The 16,831-nt window shown below is 68.0% G+C and carries 11 protein-coding genes; all 11 read right to left on the minus strand.

The genetic code is table 11. The features are described from left to right. Positions 1 to 32 precede the first annotated feature (32 nt). On the minus strand, positions 33 to 389 hold the full coding sequence (locus tag ASD79_RS11315; protein ID WP_056721562.1) for a DUF3088 family protein: 357 nt from the start codon (positions 387 to 389) through the stop codon (positions 33 to 35). Further along, on the minus strand, positions 386 to 796 hold the full coding sequence (locus tag ASD79_RS11320) for a type II toxin-antitoxin system VapC family toxin (RefSeq protein ID WP_056721564.1): 411 nt from the start codon (positions 794 to 796) through the stop codon (positions 386 to 388). The genes ASD79_RS11315 and ASD79_RS11320 overlap by 4 nt, the downstream gene beginning before the upstream one ends. Next, entirely contained in the window at positions 793 to 1,065 is a 273-nt protein-coding gene (locus ASD79_RS11325) for an antitoxin (protein WP_056721565.1), read from the minus strand. Before ASD79_RS11325 ends, ASD79_RS11320 begins: the two co-directional genes overlap by 4 nt. Before the next feature lie 124 nt (positions 1,066 to 1,189). Beyond that, on the minus strand, positions 1,190 to 2,407 hold the full coding sequence (gene odhB, locus ASD79_RS11330; protein WP_056721568.1) for a 2-oxoglutarate dehydrogenase complex dihydrolipoyllysine-residue succinyltransferase: 1,218 nt from the start codon (positions 2,405 to 2,407) through the stop codon (positions 1,190 to 1,192). Positions 2,408 to 2,502: 95 nt separating this feature from the next. After that, on the minus strand, positions 2,503 to 5,466 hold the full coding sequence (locus ASD79_RS11335; RefSeq protein WP_056721570.1) for a 2-oxoglutarate dehydrogenase E1 component: 2,964 nt from the start codon (positions 5,464 to 5,466) through the stop codon (positions 2,503 to 2,505). Positions 5,467 to 5,632: 166 nt separating this feature from the next. Next, the gene (gene sucD / locus ASD79_RS11340; protein WP_056721573.1) at positions 5,633 to 6,517 is read right to left on the minus strand and encodes a succinate--CoA ligase subunit alpha; all 885 of its coding nucleotides are present in this window, start codon (positions 6,515 to 6,517) and stop codon (positions 5,633 to 5,635) included. Continuing rightward, a complete protein-coding gene (sucC, locus tag ASD79_RS11345) occupies positions 6,518 to 7,717 on the minus strand; it encodes an ADP-forming succinate--CoA ligase subunit beta (protein WP_056721575.1) in 1,200 nt (399 codons plus the stop codon). A 247-nt stretch (positions 7,718 to 7,964) separates the two neighbouring features. Then, positions 7,965 to 9,590 carry an esterase family protein gene (locus tag ASD79_RS11350; protein ID WP_056721576.1) on the minus strand — a complete coding sequence of 542 codons (1,626 nt, stop codon included), beginning with the start codon at positions 9,588 to 9,590 and terminating at the stop codon, positions 7,965 to 7,967. Between the two features lie 68 nt (positions 9,591 to 9,658). Beyond that, the gene (locus ASD79_RS11355) at positions 9,659 to 13,030 is read right to left on the minus strand and encodes a glycosyltransferase (RefSeq protein ID WP_235524412.1); all 3,372 of its coding nucleotides are present in this window, start codon (positions 13,028 to 13,030) and stop codon (positions 9,659 to 9,661) included. Positions 13,031 to 13,099: 69 nt separating this feature from the next. Further along, entirely contained in the window at positions 13,100 to 14,398 is a 1,299-nt protein-coding gene (locus ASD79_RS11360) for an MFS transporter (protein WP_235524414.1), read from the minus strand. A gap of 128 nt (positions 14,399 to 14,526) precedes the next feature. After that, positions 14,527 to 16,773 carry a TonB-dependent receptor gene (locus ASD79_RS11365; RefSeq protein ID WP_056721580.1) on the minus strand — a complete coding sequence of 749 codons (2,247 nt, stop codon included), beginning with the start codon at positions 16,771 to 16,773 and terminating at the stop codon, positions 14,527 to 14,529. Positions 16,774 to 16,831: the final 58 nt, after the last annotated feature.

Consider the following 16,831-nt stretch of genomic DNA (forward strand, 5'->3'; position numbering starts at 1 on the left):
CTGCCGCGAGACTGCCCGAACGCGCGCGAAGTTCAAGGATGCGGTGGCGAGACCCCGTACCGGGCGGCCAGATAGCGGGTGATCGGGCCTTCGTTGGTGGCGAACAGCCGGCCGTTGGCCTCGCGGACGTCATCCTCCCGCAGGTCCGGGTGCGCGAAGGGCGCGGCCAGGATCAGGGTCGGCAGGTTCTGGTGCGCCTCGCCCAGCAGGTCGGCCACCGGCTGGCGCGGGCGCTCATAGGGCAGATAGGCGATCTCCAGCTGGGCGCGCACGGCCGGATAGTAGCCGAGGAACCCCTCCACGGCCGCGCAGGCCATGCAGAACCATGTGCGATCCTGGTCGGTCCAGTCCGGGCGGAGAAGGAAGAGCCGGTCGCGGGGGGCGGTCATGGTTGACTCCAGTCCTGGACATCCAGGCCCTCCACCCGCGAGAATTCCCGGACGTTCGAGGTCACCAATGTCCAGCCGCGCGCCAGCGCCTGGCCGGCGATCAGGCCATCATAGGGCCCAATCGACGCGCCCTGGCGCTTGAGCACGGCTCGAACCCGGGCCGCGACGATCACGTCTTCCTCGCTCAAGGGCTCGATGGCGACGCCCTCGAGGACATCCGCGACATTCAACGCCTCACCGGCGGGATCGCGGCTGGCCGCCACGCCGAATTGCAGTTCATGATAGACAATCAGCGACGCGACCACGGTCTCGCGGGCCAGAATGACCTTGTCCCGACGCCGGCGAATGATCGGCTTCCGTCCCTGAATGAGGTCCACGAAGACGTTGGTGTCGAACGCCAGAGTCACCAGCCGAAATCACGTTCTTGTTCCGAGGGCTGTTCGCGATCGGGGAAATCGCCACCGCCTCGCGCGTCGATACGCGCCCACATGGCGTCAAGATCGGCCTGGGTGCGGGGTGGTTTGGCGACAACCGGCTCCAGGATCACCGCGTCGCCTTCACGCCGCACGGAAACCTCCGTCCCCTCGAACCGGAACGCCTTGGGCAATCGCACAGCCTGGCTGCCGCCGTGCGTGAACAACTTGGCGCGGGCAGGCTGGACGTCGAGTTTGGTCATGACGACCTCACGTATCTACACAACATAGATACATCAGAAGCCGCGCGTCTTCAACACTGCGCCGCAACAGAAAAGGGACCGCTCACGCGGCCCCTTCCCCAATTCGCCCAGCCTCTCGAAGCGACTACAGCTCCAGCAGCAGACGCTGCGGGTCTTCCAGGGCTTCCTTGACCTTCACCAGGAAGGTCACGGCGCCCTGGCCGTCGACCACCCGGTGGTCGTAGCTCAGCGCCAGGTACATCATCGGCCGGATCTCGATCTTGCCGTTGACGACCATGGCCCGCTCCTTGATCGCGTGCATGCCCAGGATGCCCGACTGCGGCGCGTTGAGGATCGGGGTCGACATCAGCGAGCCGTAGATGCCGCCGTTGGTGATGGTGAAGGTGCCGCCCTGCATGTCCTCGATGGCCAGCTGGCCGTCGCGGGCCTTCTTGCCCAAGGCGCCGATGCCCTTTTCGATCTCGGCCAGGCTCAGCTGGTCGGCGTCGCGGACGACTGGAACCACCAGGCCCTTCTCGGTGCCGACGGCGACGCCGATGTCGTAGTGGTTCTTGTAGACGATGTCGGTCCCGTCGATCTCGGCGTTGACGTCCGGCACGGCCTTCAGGGCGGCCACGACGGCCTTGGTGAAGAAGCTCATGAAGCCCAGCTTCACGCCGTGCTTCTTCTCGAAGATGTCCTTGTACTGGCCGCGCAGGGCCATCACCGCCGTCATGTCGACCTCGTTGAAGGTCGTCAGCATGGCGGCGTTGTTCTGGGCTTCCTTCAGGCGGCGGGCGATCGTCTGACGCAGGCGCGTCATCTTCACCCGCTCTTCGCGCTCGTGGATGGCGCGCGGCGCGGCCGGAGCGGCGACGGGGGCCGGGGCGTTGGCGCGGGCTTCCAGGGCGGCCAGGGCGTCGCCCTTGGTCACCCGGCCGTCCTTGCCGGTGCCGGCGACGGCCGACAGGTCGAGGTTGTTCTCGGCGGCGATACGAGCCGGGGCCGGGCTGACCGGAGCGGCGGTCACCGGAGCGGCGGCGGCGACAGGCGCCGGGGCGGGCGTGGGAGCCGGCGTCGGGGCGGCGGCCTTGGGCGCGGCGGCGGCGGTCGCGGCGGTCGCGACGCCGCCTTCGGTCACCACGCCCAGCACGGTCCCGGGAACCACGGTCGCGCCTTCCTCGGCGCTGATCGACGCCAGGACGCCGTCGGCCGGAGCCACGACTTCAAGGCTGACCTTGTCGGTTTCCAGTTCGACGAGCAGTTCGTCCTTCTTCACCGCCTCCCCGGCCTTCTTGGTCCAGCGCGCCACCGTCGCTTCGGTGACGGATTCGCCGAGGGCGGGGGTCATGATGTCGGCCATGTGGGGTTCCGATGTCTCTTCTGGGTTCGGTTCGTAGTCTTGGCCCGCCCTCGTCCTTCGACAAGCCCGGGATGAGGGCGGCGGGGTTTAGGTGGTCAGGCGAAAGCTTCGGTGAGGAAGTTTTCGAGTTCCTTCAGGTGGCGGCTCATCATGCCGGCGGCCGTCGAGGCCGAGGCGGGACGACCCACGTAGCGGGCGCGCTTGGCCTTGACGTCCAGGCGGTCGAGGCTGAGCTCGAGCCACGGATCGACGAAGGTCCAGCCGCCCATGTTCTTGGGCTCTTCCTGGCACCAGACCAGTTCGGCGTTCTTGAAGCGGCCGAGCACGCCCAGCACCGACTTCAGCGGCCACGGATAGAACTGCTCCAGGCGCACGATGTAGACGTCGTCGCGGCCGGCCTTGGCCCGGGCGTCGATCAGGTCGAAATAGACCTTGCCCGAGCAGGCGATGACGCGGGTGATCTTGTCGTCGCTCTTCAGCTTGATCCCGCCGACGTCGCAGCCGGCCTCGGCCCCGTCGATCATCACGCGGTGGAAGCTGGAGCCCTCGGCCATGTCGGCCAGGTTGGAGACCGCCTTCTTGTGACGCAGCAGGCTCTTGGGCGTCATGACGATCAAGGGCTTGCGGAACTCGCGGTGCATCTGGCGACGCAGGGCGTGGAAGTAGTTGGCCGGGGTGGTGCAGTTGACCACCTGCATGTTGTCCTCGGCGCACGACTGCAGGAAGCGTTCCAGGCGGGCCGAGCTGTGCTCGGGGCCCTGGCCTTCGTAGCCGTGCGGCAGCAGCATGGTCAGGCCGCTCATCCGCAGCCACTTACGTTCGCCCGAGCTGATGAACTGGTCGATGACCACCTGGGCGCCGTTCACGAAGTCGCCGAACTGGCCTTCCCACAGGGTCATGGTGTTGGGGTCGGCCAGCGAGAAGCCGTACTCGAAGCCCAGCACCGCCTCTTCCGACAGGGCCGAGTCGATGACCTCGTAGTGGGCCTGGCCGGGGCGGATGTTGTTGAGCGGCGTGTAGTGCTCTTCGGTCGTCTGGTCGATGATGTCGGAATGGCGCTGGGTGAAGGTGCCGCGCACGCTGTCCTGGCCGGACAGGCGGACGGGGAAGCCCTCGTCGAGCAGGGTGGCGAAGGCCAGGTGTTCGGCCGTGCCCCAGTCGATGTTCTCGCCCTTCTCGATCGCCTCGCGACGGTTGTCGATGACGCGCTTGACGGTCTTGTGGGCGTTCAGGCGCTCGGGGATCGTGGTGATCTGGCGGCCGATCTCCAGCAGCTTGGTCTTGGCGACGTCGGTCTTGCCCTTGCGCTCTTCGTCGCCGGGCAGGGCCAGGCCCTTCCACTTGCCGTCCAGCCAGTCGGCCTTGTTGGCCTTGTAGGCCTTGCCGGCGTCGAATTCCTTGTCGAGGAAGGTCTCGAACTCGGTCACCCAACCGTCGACCTCGGCTTGCGAGGCCACGCCCTCGGCGATCAGCCGGCGGCCGTAGATCTCGCGGGTCGAGATGTGGTCCTTGATCTTGGCGTACATCAAGGGCTGGGTCATCGTCGGGTCGTCACCTTCGTTGTGACCGAACCGGCGGTAGCAGAACATGTCGATGACCACGTCCTTGCCGAACATCTGGCGATATTCGGTCGAGACCTTGGCCGCGAAGACCACGGCCTCGGGGTCGTCGCCGTTGACGTGGAAGATCGGGGCTTCGACCATCAGCGCCACGTCCGAGGGATAGGGCGAGCTGCGCGAGTAGCGCGGGTTGGTCGTGAAGCCGATCTGGTTGTTGACGATGAAGTGGACGGTGCCGCCCGTGCGGTAGCCCTTCAGGCCCGACAGGGTGAAGCACTCGGCCACCACGCCCTGGCCGGCGAAGGCCGCGTCGCCGTGCAGCAGCAGCGGCAGCACGTGGCCGCGACCGGCGTCGGGCTGTTCGCGCAGGGTGAAGGCCTGCTTGGCGCGGGCCTTGCCGATCACCACCGGGTTGACGATTTCCAGGTGCGACGGGTTGGCGGTCAGCGACAGGTGGACCTTGTTGTCGTCGAACTCACGGTCCGACGAGGCGCCCATGTGATACTTGACGTCGCCCGAACCCTCGACGTCCGACGGCAGGCTCGAGCCGCCTTGGAACTCGTGGAAGATCACGTGGTAGGGCTTGCCCATCACGGCGGCCAGCACGTTGAGGCGGCCGCGGTGCGGCATGCCCAGGACGATGTCCTTCACGCCCAGGGCGCCGCCGCGCTTGATGATCTGCTCCAGCGCCGGAATGCAGGCTTCGGCGCCGTCGAGGCCAAAACGCTTGGTGCCGGGGAAGCGCTTGTGCAGGAAGCGTTCGAAGCCCTCGGCCTCGATCAGCTTCTTGAGGATGGCGACCTTGCCCTCCTTGGAGAACACGATCTCCTTGTCGCGACCCTCGATGCGCTCCTGCAGCCAGGCCTTCTCGGCCGGGTCGGAGATGTGCATGTACTGCACGCCGACATTGTCGCAGTAGGTGCGGCGCAGGATCGACAGGATCTCGCGGATCGTCGAGGTCTCGAGGCCCAGCACGAAGTCGAGGAAGATCGGACGGTCGTAGTCGGCTTCCGAGAAGCCGTAGGTCGAGGGGTCGAGCTCGGGGGCCGAGGCCTTGGGCTCCAGGCCCAGCGGGTCGAGGTTGGCGGCGAGGTGGCCGCGCATCCGGTAGGCCCGGATCATCATGATGGCGCGCAGGCTGTCCAGCGTGGCGGCGCGGACGGCTTCGGCGGAGGAGCCGGGGGCCTTGGCCTCGATGGCCTTGGTCATCTTGGCTTCGACGGCGGGGGCCACGGTCGGCCACAGGCCGTCGATGGCCGAAAGCCATTCGGGGCGGACGGCCGGCGCCTGCCGGGGCGTCCAGGCCGGGTCCTGCGCGGCGCGCTTGACCTGGTCGGCCTGGTCCGAGAGCGTGGCGAAGAACGCGGCCCAAGAGGGCTCGACCGAAGCGGGGTTCTCCGCCCACCGGGCGTAGAGATCCTCGACGAAAGCCGCATTGGCTCCGTAGAGGAACGAGGTCTCGGTCAAGACCTGATTGATGATACCCGCGTCGTCCGCCATCGTGTTCGCCTTAAGATCCGTTACGCACCCCTAGCCCAGGGCCGTAAATATAGTCTCTCATTCACCGGGCGCCCGCCGATCGGCGGGGCCCAGGTGATTTTTTCGGATCGTCGACTGGCGGTCGGAAAAACCTGGGCCCCGCGTGGGGCGGGGTTTCGGTGTCGTCTTAGCCCTTGAGCACCTCGAGCAGGGTGTCGCCCAGGCGCGCCGGCGACGGCGAGACGCGGATGCCCGCGGCCTCCATCGCGGCGATCTTGTCTTCCGCGCCGCCCTTGCCGCCCGAAATGATCGCGCCGGCGTGGCCCATGTGACGGCCGGGAGGGGCCGTGCGGCCGGCGATGAAGCCGACCATGGGTTTGCTGCGGCCGCGCTTGGCTTCGTCGGCGATGAACTGGGCGGCTTCCTCTTCGGCCGAGCCGCCGATTTCGCCGATCATGACGATCGACTTGGTGGCTTCGTCGGCCAGGAAGAGCTCAAGAATGTCGATGAACTCGGTGCCCTTGACCGGGTCGCCGCCGATGCCGACAGCCGTGGTCTGGCCCAGGCCCGCATTGGTGGTCTGGAACACCGCTTCATAGGTCAGGGTGCCCGAGCGCGAGACGACGCCGACCGAGCCGTTCGAGAAGATCGAACCCGGCATGATGCCGATCTTGCACTGGTTCGGGGTCAGGACGCCGGGGCAGTTGGGGCCGATCAGGCGCGACTTGCTGCCTTGCAGGGCCTTCTTCACCTTCACCATGTCCAGCACCGGGATGCCTTCGGTGATGCAGATGATCAGCGGGATCTGCGCGTCGATGGCTTCCAGGATCGAGTCGGCCGCGAAGGGCGGCGGGACGTAGATCACCGAGGCGTCGGCGCCGGTGGCTTCGCGGGCTTCGCCGACCGTGTCGAACACCGGCAGGCCGATGTGGGTCTGGCCGCCTTTGCCGGGGGTCACGCCGCCGACCATCTTGGTGCCGTAGGCGATGGCCTGTTCGGAGTGGAACGTGCCCTGGGCGCCGGTGATGCCCTGGCAGATGACCTTGGTTTCAGAACCGATGAGGATCGACATTTAGCGAGCACCCTTCACGGCGGCGACGATCTTTTCGGCGCCGTCGGACAGATCGTTGGCGGCGATGACGTTCAGGCCGCTTTCCGAGATGATTTTCTTACCCAGTTCGACGTTCGTGCCCTCGAGGCGCACGACCAGCGGAACCGTCAGCCCGACTTCCTTCACCGCGGCGATGACGCCCTCGGCGATGATGTCGCAGCGCATGATGCCGCCGAAGATGTTGACCAGGATGCCTTTGACGGCTGGGTCGGCGGTGATGATCTTGAAGGCCGCGGTGACCTTCTCCTTGCTGGCGCCGCCGCCGACATCGAGGAAGTTGGCCGGCTCGGCGCCGTACAGCTTGATGATGTCCATGGTGGCCATGGCCAGGCCCGCGCCGTTGACCATGCAGCCGATTTCGCCGTCCAGGGCGATGTAGGCGAGGTCGAACTTGCTGGCTTCGATTTCCTTGGGGTCTTCCTCGGTCTCGTCGCGCAGCTCGCGGATGTCCGGATGGCGGAACAGCGAGTTGCCGTCGAACGACACCTTGGCGTCCAGCACCCGCAGATGATCGTCGGCGGTGACGATCAGCGGGTTCACTTCCAGCATGGCCATGTCCTTGGCCAGGAACGCCGCATAGAGCTGGTTCAGCAGGGTGGCGGCTTCCTTGGCGAGGCCGCCGGTCAGGCCCAGGGCCTTGGCCAGGGCGCGCGCGTGGGTCGGCCAGACGCCGGTCGCCGGGTCGATCGAGAAGCTGTGGATCTTCTCGGGGGTGTCGTGGGCGACGTCCTCGATATCCATGCCGCCTTCGGTCGAGGCGACCACCGAGACCATCGAGGTCTCGCGGTCGACCAGCAGCGACAGGTAGAATTCCTTGGCGATCGCCGCGCCTTCTTCGATGTAGAGGCGGTTGACCTGCTTGCCCTTGGGGCCGGTCTGGTGGGTCACCAGCACGCGGCCGAGCATTTCCTCGGCGCAGGCCTTGACGTCGGCGACCGACTTGACGACGCGGACGCCGCCCTTGGCGTCGGGGCCCAGGCCCTCGAACTTGCCCTTGCCGCGGCCACCGGCGTGGATCTGGCTTTTGACGACGAACACCGGACCACCCAGCTTCTCAGCGGCGGCGACGGCTTCCTCGACGGTAAAGGCGGGATAGCCGCGCGGAACTGGGGCGCCGAACTCCGCGAGGACGGCTTTGGCTTGGTGTTCGTGAATGTTCATGAGGGACCGGTCTCGGCGACGGCTTCTGAAATGTGGCCGGGTTATAGGAGCGCTATTTCGCAGGCGCAACCGCGCTTGGACCGATTACGCCGCTCTTGTGTAAAAGTGGGCTGAAGTCGTCCACCCTCGGAATGGGTTGGACTTTTCTCGCAATCGTGAGCTTCCGGAACTTCAACCGCCGCTTTGCCGAGCCTTTGGCGAATGCGTCTAGGTTACCGCTACCATTGAGGCAGTTCGACCCCGGCGGTCAGCCGCCCGGCTTGGCGGCGGCGACCGGCGGTTTCGCACCCGGTCGGGCGATCGCGTACATCTCCCAGGCGATCTGGTCGAGCAGCGCCCGGTCGTCGTCGCCGATCACATAGAGGTCGAAGTGGGTGCGACCCTCCAGGTAGCGGAAGTCGGTCTTCGCGCCGAGCCCCTTCATCACCGCCTCCAGCCGATGGGCCGCGCCGTCCAGATAGAAGGTGTCGGCCGCGCCGACGATCAGGTGGACCTTGCCGTCCAGGTCGGGCTTCAGAGCCGGCCAGTCGCGCTTCAGCCACTCGGCGATGTCGTAGTGGTCGCGCCAATAGGCGGCGACGACGGGATCGACCGCGCCGGTCGCCCGGTCGAACAGCGGCATGGGCCGGCCGTCGGGCCCGCGCGGCGAGAACACCCAGTCGAACGAGCGCATCTGGCCGCCATACTCGCCCAGCGCCTCCTCCATCAGCGTGGCGTCGCGTGACGAGGCCAGGACCTTGCCCTTGTCGCGGGCGATCGGCCAGGTCGAGCCGTCGGGCTTGAAATAGATGTTGGCGCCGGCGGCATAGAGGTCGACGCCGCTGAAGTCGTGGAAGTCGCTGGGGTCGGGCGAGGTCGACCACGTGCCGCCGAACACCTTGGGATAACGGGTCTGCAGCCACAGGGTCGCCCAGCCGCCGGAGGAATGGCCGTTCAGAAAGCGGCCGCCGGCCTTGGCGTCCATGCGCCAGTGCTTCTCGAGGTCGGGGATCAGCTCCTCGGTGAGCGCCGTCCCCCAAGGGCCGTTGTTGACGCCGTCGGCGAACTCGTGCGTGCCGGTGGCGCTGCTCTCGTCCAGCAGCACCCAGATCATCGGCGGCGCCCTACCCTTGGCCATGCCGTCGAACACGCTCGCCCCGACGCCGACCAGCGAGTTGGCGGTCCCGCCGAAGCCGGTGGTGTAATAGACGGTCGGATAGCGGTCCTTGCCGGCCTCGTAGCCCGGCGGCGTCACCACCCAGCCCTTCAGGGTGATCGGCCGGCCCCAGAAGGCGCTGAGCGCCGGGCTGACGAAGGCGATCTCGTGGGCGTGCGGCCGCAGCGCGACCCGCAGCGCCCGGCGCTGCTCGGGGACGCTGGCCGGCAGGTTCCAGGGATCGGTCGCCGGCTCGATGGTTTCCAGGGTCAGCTTGGTTCCGGCCGCCAGCGGCAGCTTCAGCTCGACCACCGGGCTGACCAGGTCGCCTGGGCCCCGGCTGTTATAGTTGTAGCTGTGGTTCTGATCGAGCACCGCCTGCACGGCGTAGTCGCCGGGCGGCAGCTGGGAAAAGGCCTGGGGCGCGGCGACGCCGTCCAGGTCGATATCGATCACCGCGCCCGGCTGGACGGTGGCGACCTCGCGGGCCGAGATGTTGCCCTTCTCGGCCCCGAACGGATCGGGCTCGACCCGGGTGACCTTGCCGTCCTTGGCGGCCGCCTTGGCCGCGGCCAGCGGCTGGGCGAAAACCAGCAGGCGGCCCGAGACCGGCGTCTGGATTTGCGGGCCGAGCTGGACCTGGAGGATCGGATGCCCGCCCGTCGGCGCCTCCGCCGCGAAGGCGTCGGCCCCGCTCGCCGTCGCCAACATCAGGGCCGCCGCAATCGCCGCTCGCATGGTGTCTTCCCGCTCTGATCTTGACCGAAGCTAGGCCACGGCGGCGGCGGGCTGGCAAGCCTGGGGCCCTACCCTCCGGTCTTGACCGTGGCCGTGGCCCGGCGCTCCAGCTTGCCCCAGCCGACCCGGCCACCGCGCGCGGCGGTCAGCACCGACTTGACGACGACGTAGTACATCAGCTGCCGGTAGCCGAAGCGCTGCACCGGCAGGTAGGGCAGGTCGGCCCACGGCGCGCGCTTCTCCAGGGCCATGCCCAGGGCCCCGGCCGACAGGTCGACCAGGATGAACACCGCCCAGTAGAGCAGCCCCCGGATGGTGTCGTCGGGCGACCACTCCACCGGATGGGCGATCGCGCCATAGACACCGGAGATCAGGCTCCAGACCACCGCCAGATCGACCAGGGGCGCGGCGACGGCCAGCAGGATCTGGAACAGCCAGATCTGCGGCAGGGCCACGAAGCCCAGGGCCGGGGTCTTGGAGTTGAACAGGGCCGCGCGGTGCTTCCAGACGCATTGCAGGGTGCCGAACGACCAGCGGAAACGCTGCTTGAGCAGGCCAGCGACCGTGTCGGGGGCCTCGGTGAAGGCCTGGGCGGCCGGGTCGAAGGCCACCTTCCAGCCGGCCCGCTGGCAGGCGATGGTCAGGTCCTGGTCCTCGGCCAGGGTGTCGGACGGATAGCCGCCCAGTTCGTCCAACACGCTCTTGCGCCAGGCCCCGACCGCGCCCGGCACCACGGTCACCGCGCCCAGGGCCGACAGCGCCCGGCGCTCCAGGTTCTGGGCGGTGACATATTCCAGCGCCTGCCAGCGGGTGACCATGTTCACCCGGTTGCCGACGATGGCGTTGCCGGCCACCGCGCCGATCCGCGGATCCTGGAACCAGCGCACCAGCCGGCCGATGGTCTTGGGTGGGAACAGGGTGTCGGCGTCCAGGGCGACGACATAGTCGCCCTTGGCCACGGCCAGGCCGCGGTTGACGGCCCGGGCCTTGCCGCCGTTCTCGAAGCTCATCAGCATGACGCGCGGATCATCGCCATGCGCCTTGCGTACCGCGTCCGCCGTGCCGTCCGACGAACCGTCGTCCAGCACCAGCACCTCGATATTGCGCCATTCCGATTCCAGAATCCGCGCCACCGAGGCGGCGATCACCTTCTCCTCGTTGAAGCAGGGGATCAGCACGCTGACCAGCGGGCCATTTTCCGGATCGAGGTTCTCCGGGCTTTCGTGGGTCCAGCGATGGACCAAGGCCAGGCAGGCCAGGAACACCAGCCGCGCCAGGCCCAGGGCGATGGCGGTCAGGAACAGGGCGGTGAGCGCGGTCTTCAGTGTACGGAACAAGCCGAAGCCAACCCGATCCAGGGTCAGGGCCACCGGGTCGCGGTCGCTGACCGGCATCACCTGGGCGGGCGTCATGCCGGCCAGCTCGCCGACCGTCACCAGGCGGTAGCCACGGGCCCGGATGGCGTCGATCAGGCCCGGCAGCGCCGCGACGGTGTTGGCCCGGTTGCCGCCGGCGTCGTGCAGCAGCACCACCTGGCCGGGCCGGTCGCCGGGATGGTCGAGTCGTTCCAGGGTGCGGTCGATGATCGTCTGGGACGGCGGCTTCTGCCAATCGTCGGGGTCGATGCGCAGGCCGACGACCAGATAGCCCAGAGTCTGGGCGATCACCAGCGGCGCCACCTCGTGCGGGGTCGAGGGCTCGGCGTCGCCGAAGAACGGCGGACGGAACAGCCGCATCGAGCGGCCGGTGATCACCTCGAACAGGCGCTGGGTAGCGTTCAGCTCGACGTCGGTCTGGGCGATCGGAATTTCGCCGATGTTGGGGTGGGTCCAGGTGTGGCTGCCGACGTCGTGCCCCTCGGCCACTTCCCGCTTCACCAGGTCGGGCCGGGTCTGCATGTTCTCGCCGATGACGAAGAAGGTGGCCGGGGCCCGCTTCTCTTTCAGGATGTCGAGAATCTTCGAGGTCCAGCGGGCGTCGGGGCCGTCGTCGAAGGTCAGGGCCACCAGGCCCGGCTTCTGGCCGTAGCGTTCGATGACGTAGGAGCTGGGGATGGCGTCGTAGCTCTGGTCGGCGATCAGGCCGGTGTCGGGATCGAAGGTCAGGGTCCGCTTGCCGGGGGTGGGCAGGGCCGAGACCCGCAGCACCTCGCCGCCGCCGTCGAAATCGACGCTCTGGCCCGCCGGGATCCGCGTCAGGGCGGTGGCCGAGGCCTGGCCGTAGGGCTTGCCCAGCACGCTCCAGACGCCGGGGTCCTCCATGCCCATCCGCCACAGGCCGTAGCCGCGCGGCCGCCAGCCGTCGGTGACCTTGACCTGGTTGAACAGGGTCGTGGCGTCCAGGAACCACACCTTGTGCTTGCCGCCGCCGTCGTCGACATAGTCGTAGGTCGGGTTCAGCGCGTTCTCGTCCATGGCGATGTCGGCGCCGGCGTCCTGGGCGTTGCGCATCGCCTCGTGGAAGGTCACCGCGTCGCCGGCGACGGGCTTGCCGCCCTCCGTCTTGCCCAGCGTCCAGTCATAGCCGTAGGCGCCCAGCGCCAGGATGGCGCGAGCCGGGTCCAGTTGCGCGAAATCCTTGGCCAGCTCGGTCTCGTACCAGTCCTGGCCGGCGTTGGGGCCGGGATCGCCGCCGGCGTAATGCTGGTCGTAGGCCATCAGCACCAGGGTGTCGGCGGCGTCCTGCAGGCGCTTCAGCGGCCAGCCCTGGCCGTCGAACGGCGCGGTGACCCAGACCTCGCGACCCTGGGGCTTCAGGACGGCGCGCGCCTCGTCCAGCAGCTTGGAATAGTTCGCCAGGCCCTTGTCCGACAGGTTCTCCAGGTCGAAGACATAGCCGCCGTAGCCGCGCTTGACGGCCAGGTCGGCCAGGCCGGCCACCAGCTTGCGGCGCGCCGCCGGATCGGCCAGCAGGGCGTCGGCCAGCGGACCGTCGAACCTGGCGTTGGCCGAGTTGTGGACCAGCGGCAGCACGGCGGGATGGTTGGCCGCGGCGGCGATGCGGGCCACGCCCTGCGGGTCGTCGTCCACCGTCACGTCGCCGGCCGAGCCCTTCAGCGCCACCCACTGCGGCGAGACCACGTCCAGCTTGTCGATGTTGCGGCGCAGGGACTCGCGGGAGTCCTCGTCCCAGCTGACATAGAAGCCGACGCTGATCGGGCGCGCGGGCCCGGCCCCGGGCGTGGCGGCCGGATGAGGAACCTTGCGCCAGGCCAGGTTCGGCTTCAGCCGATGGGCGGTCGCGTCGTGCAGGGACGACAGGACGTGCGGGTCCTTCAGGGTCACCAACGGCAGGCGCGGGGCGAAGGCCAGGGTGGCCAGGAAGGCGGCGACCACCGCGGCCAGGACCGACAGGGTGATCCCCAGGACCAGCCGCATCCGCCGGTCCCGTCGCCCGGAGGGGTCGTGGAAGATGTGCCGGTCGTCGCCGCCCATGGTCATAGTCCCGCGTTCGTCAGCGCGCTCTTGTAACCTGAACGTGTCGGAACGGTGGCGCTCCGATCGGCGCGGCTACTCGACCCAGTCGCGCTTCAGCCGCAGCGAGGCCAGGATCAGCAGTATGGCGCTCAGCACGTAGAAGCCCAGGCCGAAATAGAGGGCGTGGCGCATCGACTCCGCCCCGTAGCGCGGGGCCAGCAGGTCGGAGACATAGCCGAAGAACCACAGGCCCACCGCCAGGCCCAGCAGGTTGTTGATCAACAGGAACAGGGCCGAGGTCGTGGTCCGCATCGAGGCCGGCGCCAGGTGTTGCACGGCGGCGATCACTGGACCGAGCCAAGCCAGGTTGAGGCCGGTGGGGATCAGGAACAGCAGGAAGGCCAGGGCCAGCGAATGGACGTTCATGGCCAGCAGGAAGCACGGCAGGGCCACCAGGAAACAGATCGCCGGGGCCAGGGCGTAGGCGGCCTTGTTGCGCGTCCCGAACCGGTCGGCCAGCACGCCGCCGAGCCAGATGCCGGCCACGCCGCCGAATAGCGACAGGGCGCTGTAGAACATCGCCCGCTCGGTCAGGTCCAGGCCGAAGCTGCGCTGGAAGAAGGTGGGCAGCCAGAAGGCCACGCCGTAGCCACAGATCGACGAGCTGGCCGCGCCGAAGGCCAGCAGCCAGAAACTGGGCTTGGGCAGGATCGTCGCCAGCACCTGGCCCATGCCGGGGGCCTTGGGCGGGGTGGCGGGGACCGGAGCGCCCTCTTGCGCGTCCATGCCGCCGCGCGCCGGGTCCTTGACCACCCACTTGAAGATCGGGGCCAGCACCACGCCGGCCAGGCCGACGGCGATGAAGGCGAAGCGCCAGTTGACATAGGCGGCGATCAGTCCGCCGAACAGCACGCCCAGCGCCGTGCCCAGCGGGATGCCGAAGGAATAGACCGCCAGGGCCCGGGCCCGCTGCGATTTGGGGAAATAGTCGCTGATCAGCGAATAGGCCGGGGCCACGCCGCCCGCCTCGCCGATCCCGACCCCCATCCGCGACAGGAACAGCGACCAGAAGCCGCCCGCGAAGCCGCAGGCGACGGTGAAGCCGCTCCAGACGGTCAGGGCGGCGGTCATGATCCAGGTGCGGCTGACCCGGTCGGCCAGCCAGGCGATCGGCACGCCCAGGGTGGTGTAGAGGGCGGCGAAGGCCACCCCGCCCATCAGGCCCAGCTGGGTGTCGGTCAGGTTCAGCTCGGCCTTGATCGACCCGGCCAGGATGCCGAGAATCTGCCGGTCCAGGAAGTTGAACGTGTAGGCCAGGATCAGCATCGCCAGCACGACATAGCGGTAGCGCGGGCCGTGGCCGGCCGGAGTGTCGCTGTTGGTCTGGCTCATCACGCGATCCATCGTCCGATCAAAGAAGTGGCGACGACCCGTTGCAGCGGGCCGTCGCCAGATAGCCGGGGTCCGGCCCGTTTCCGTCTTCCCGGCGAAGGCCGCGGAAGGCGGGGCCGCGAGCGCCCCTAGAACTTCACCTCGAGCGAGGCGGAGTAGGTGCGCGGCGGGCCGTAGAAGCCGATCACCGAGTTGTTGTAGGTAGGTACGCCGAAGTTATAGCCGCCGATGCGATAGCGCTCGTCGGTCAGGTTCTTGCCCGCCACAGAGATCTTGTAGCGGCCGCTGTCGGGCGCCCAGCTGGCGGTCAGATCCACCAGGGTGAAGGCCTTCTGGTCGAGCAGCGGCAGCGGCAGCTCGAACTGCTGGTAGCTGTCGCGATAGCTGACCATCGGGGTGACCATCAGTCGGCCGCCGGCGAGGTCGCCCTGCCAGGTCAGGCTGACATTGCCCGTCCATTCCGGCGTGTTCTGGAAACCGTACAGGTCGGCCACGTTGACGATCTGGCCGCCGGCCGGGATCGTTTGCGACGGGTTCACCGGGTTCGGCGCGCCCGCCGGCACGAAGCGGCTGAAGGTGTCGTACTTGGCGTGGATGTAGCCCACCGCCACCGTGCCCGAGAGATTGGCGTTGAACTTGGCCTGGGCCTCGAACTCGGCGCCGTACAGGGTGGACGAGCCGGCGTTGTCGACCGAGCTGGCGATGCCGCTGGGCACCACGACCTGGGTGGTGACCTGCTGGTCCTTGTACTTCGACAGGAAGACGGCCGAGGCGAACGACAGGCGGCGGTCGAACAGATAGCCCTTCAGGCCGGCCTCGTAGGCGTTGACGACTTCGGGCTGGTAGCCGTTGACCGTCTGCGGGGTCAGGAAGGCGTCGCCGCGCATGTCCCAGCCGCCCGACTTGTAACCCTTGGAGTAGGAGACGTAGGTGTTCAGGTCGTCGGTCAGCTCATACGAGGCCGAGAGGCGCGGCGTGAACTGCTCGAAGGTCTTCTCGGCGCTGTAGTTGGTGCGCACCTGCAGGATCGGGCGCGGCGTGCCGCCCTGATAGGGGGTGGGCGTGGCGCCGAGATAGAAGAAGCGGAAAGTGTTGCTGCGCTTGTGGTCGCGAGTGGCGCGGGCGCCGAGCGAGACCTTGAAGCGGTCGGTGAAGCTGGCGCTGACGTCGAAGAAGGCCGCGAAACTCTGGGTGCTGACCTTGCCGCCGTCGGCGATCGCCACGCCCAGGTTGCCGGCGATGGTGTCGAACTCGCCCGAGGCCTGGCTGTTCATGTAGTAGAGGCCGAACACGCCCTGGACGTTTTCGTCGGCGTAGACGGCCTGCAGTTCCTGCGAGAACGAGCGGTCGTCATAGGTGGCCGGCACGTCGAGGGTGGGCAGCGGCGTGCCGTCGAAGTCGATGTGGGTGTCCGTGTGGCCCTTGCGGCTGGCGGTGATCGACTTGAGCGTCAGATATTGGCTTGCCGCCCACGAGCCGGTCAGCGACACGCCTTCGGTCTCGACTGAGTTGTCGTCGCTCAGGCCGGCCTGGGTGTCATAGACGTCCAGCACCCGATAGCCGCCGACAAGGGCCGGCAGTTCGCGGTGACCGTGGCGGGCGTTGGAGTCGTCCTTCACCTTGTCGTAGGCCAGGCGGAAGAACAGGGCGTCGGTCGGGGCGTATTCGGCGCTGAGGCGATAGGCCTGGACGTCCTTGTTGTACTGGTCATTGCCGCTGGTCAGGTTCTTGCCGTAGCCGTCGCGCTTGTAGAGCGCGTAGGCGCCGCCCACCGACAGGCCGCCGCCGACCGGCGCGTGCCCCTCGACCAGCAGGTCGGTTTGATCGTAGCTGCCGTACGTGCCCTTGATCTTGCCGCCGGCCTCGTCGCCCAGCTTGTTGGTCACATACTTGATGGCGCCGCCGATGGTGTTGCGGCCGTACAGCGTGCCCTGCGGGCCGCGCAGCACTTCGATGCGCTGGACGTCGAACACGTCGAGCACCGCGCCCTGCGGGCGGTAGATATAGACGTCATCGACATAGAGGCCGACGCCGGGCTCGTAGCCCCACAGCGGGTCCTGCTGGCCGATGCCGCGGATGTAGGAGATCAGGGTCGAGTTCGACCCCCGCGCCGTCTGCACGGTGATGTTCGGCGTCGTCTGCGACAGGGTGGTGATGTCGTTGGCGCCCTGGCGCTCCAGGGTCTCGGCGCTGAAGGCCGAGACGGCCACCGGCACGTCCTTCAAGGTTTCCTCGCGACGTCGGGCGGTGACGACCAGTTCTTCGACCGAAGCGGAATTGGCGCCGGCCGGCGTTTGGTCTTGGGCCGTCGCGACCGTGGCGGTCGCGGACCAGGCCGCGCCCGCCATCAAGGCGAGCTTGAGCATCGTTTTCATTGGGTTTCCCCTCCCCTATGCGTTCCGTCCCGTGCCGGACGGCTCCGCTGAACGGACG

Source organism: Caulobacter sp. Root655, from assembly GCF_001427665.1.
GTDB lineage: Bacteria > Pseudomonadota > Alphaproteobacteria > Caulobacterales > Caulobacteraceae > Caulobacter.

Coding starts and splice junctions, on each gene's coding strand:
- ASD79_RS11355 (WP_235524412.1), bottom strand. CDS start 13,030: ATGACCATGGGCGGCGACGACCGGCACATCTTCCACGACCCCTCCGGG.
- sucD (WP_056721573.1), bottom strand. CDS start 6,517: ATGTCGATCCTCATCGGTTCTGAAACCAAGGTCATCTGCCAGGGCATC.
- ASD79_RS11325 (WP_056721565.1), bottom strand. CDS start 1,065: ATGACCAAACTCGACGTCCAGCCTGCCCGCGCCAAGTTGTTCACGCAC.
- sucC (WP_056721575.1), bottom strand. CDS start 7,717: ATGAACATTCACGAACACCAAGCCAAAGCCGTCCTCGCGGAGTTCGGC.
- ASD79_RS11350 (WP_056721576.1), bottom strand. CDS start 9,590: ATGCGAGCGGCGATTGCGGCGGCCCTGATGTTGGCGACGGCGAGCGGG.
- odhB (WP_056721568.1), bottom strand. CDS start 2,407: ATGGCCGACATCATGACCCCCGCCCTCGGCGAATCCGTCACCGAAGCG.
- ASD79_RS11335 (WP_056721570.1), bottom strand. CDS start 5,466: ATGGCGGACGACGCGGGTATCATCAATCAGGTCTTGACCGAGACCTCG.
- ASD79_RS11360 (WP_235524414.1), bottom strand. CDS start 14,398: ATGAGCCAGACCAACAGCGACACTCCGGCCGGCCACGGCCCGCGCTAC.
- ASD79_RS11315 (WP_056721562.1), bottom strand. CDS start 389: ATGACCGCCCCCCGCGACCGGCTCTTCCTTCTCCGCCCGGACTGGACC.
- ASD79_RS11365 (WP_056721580.1), bottom strand. CDS start 16,773: ATGAAAACGATGCTCAAGCTCGCCTTGATGGCGGGCGCGGCCTGGTCC.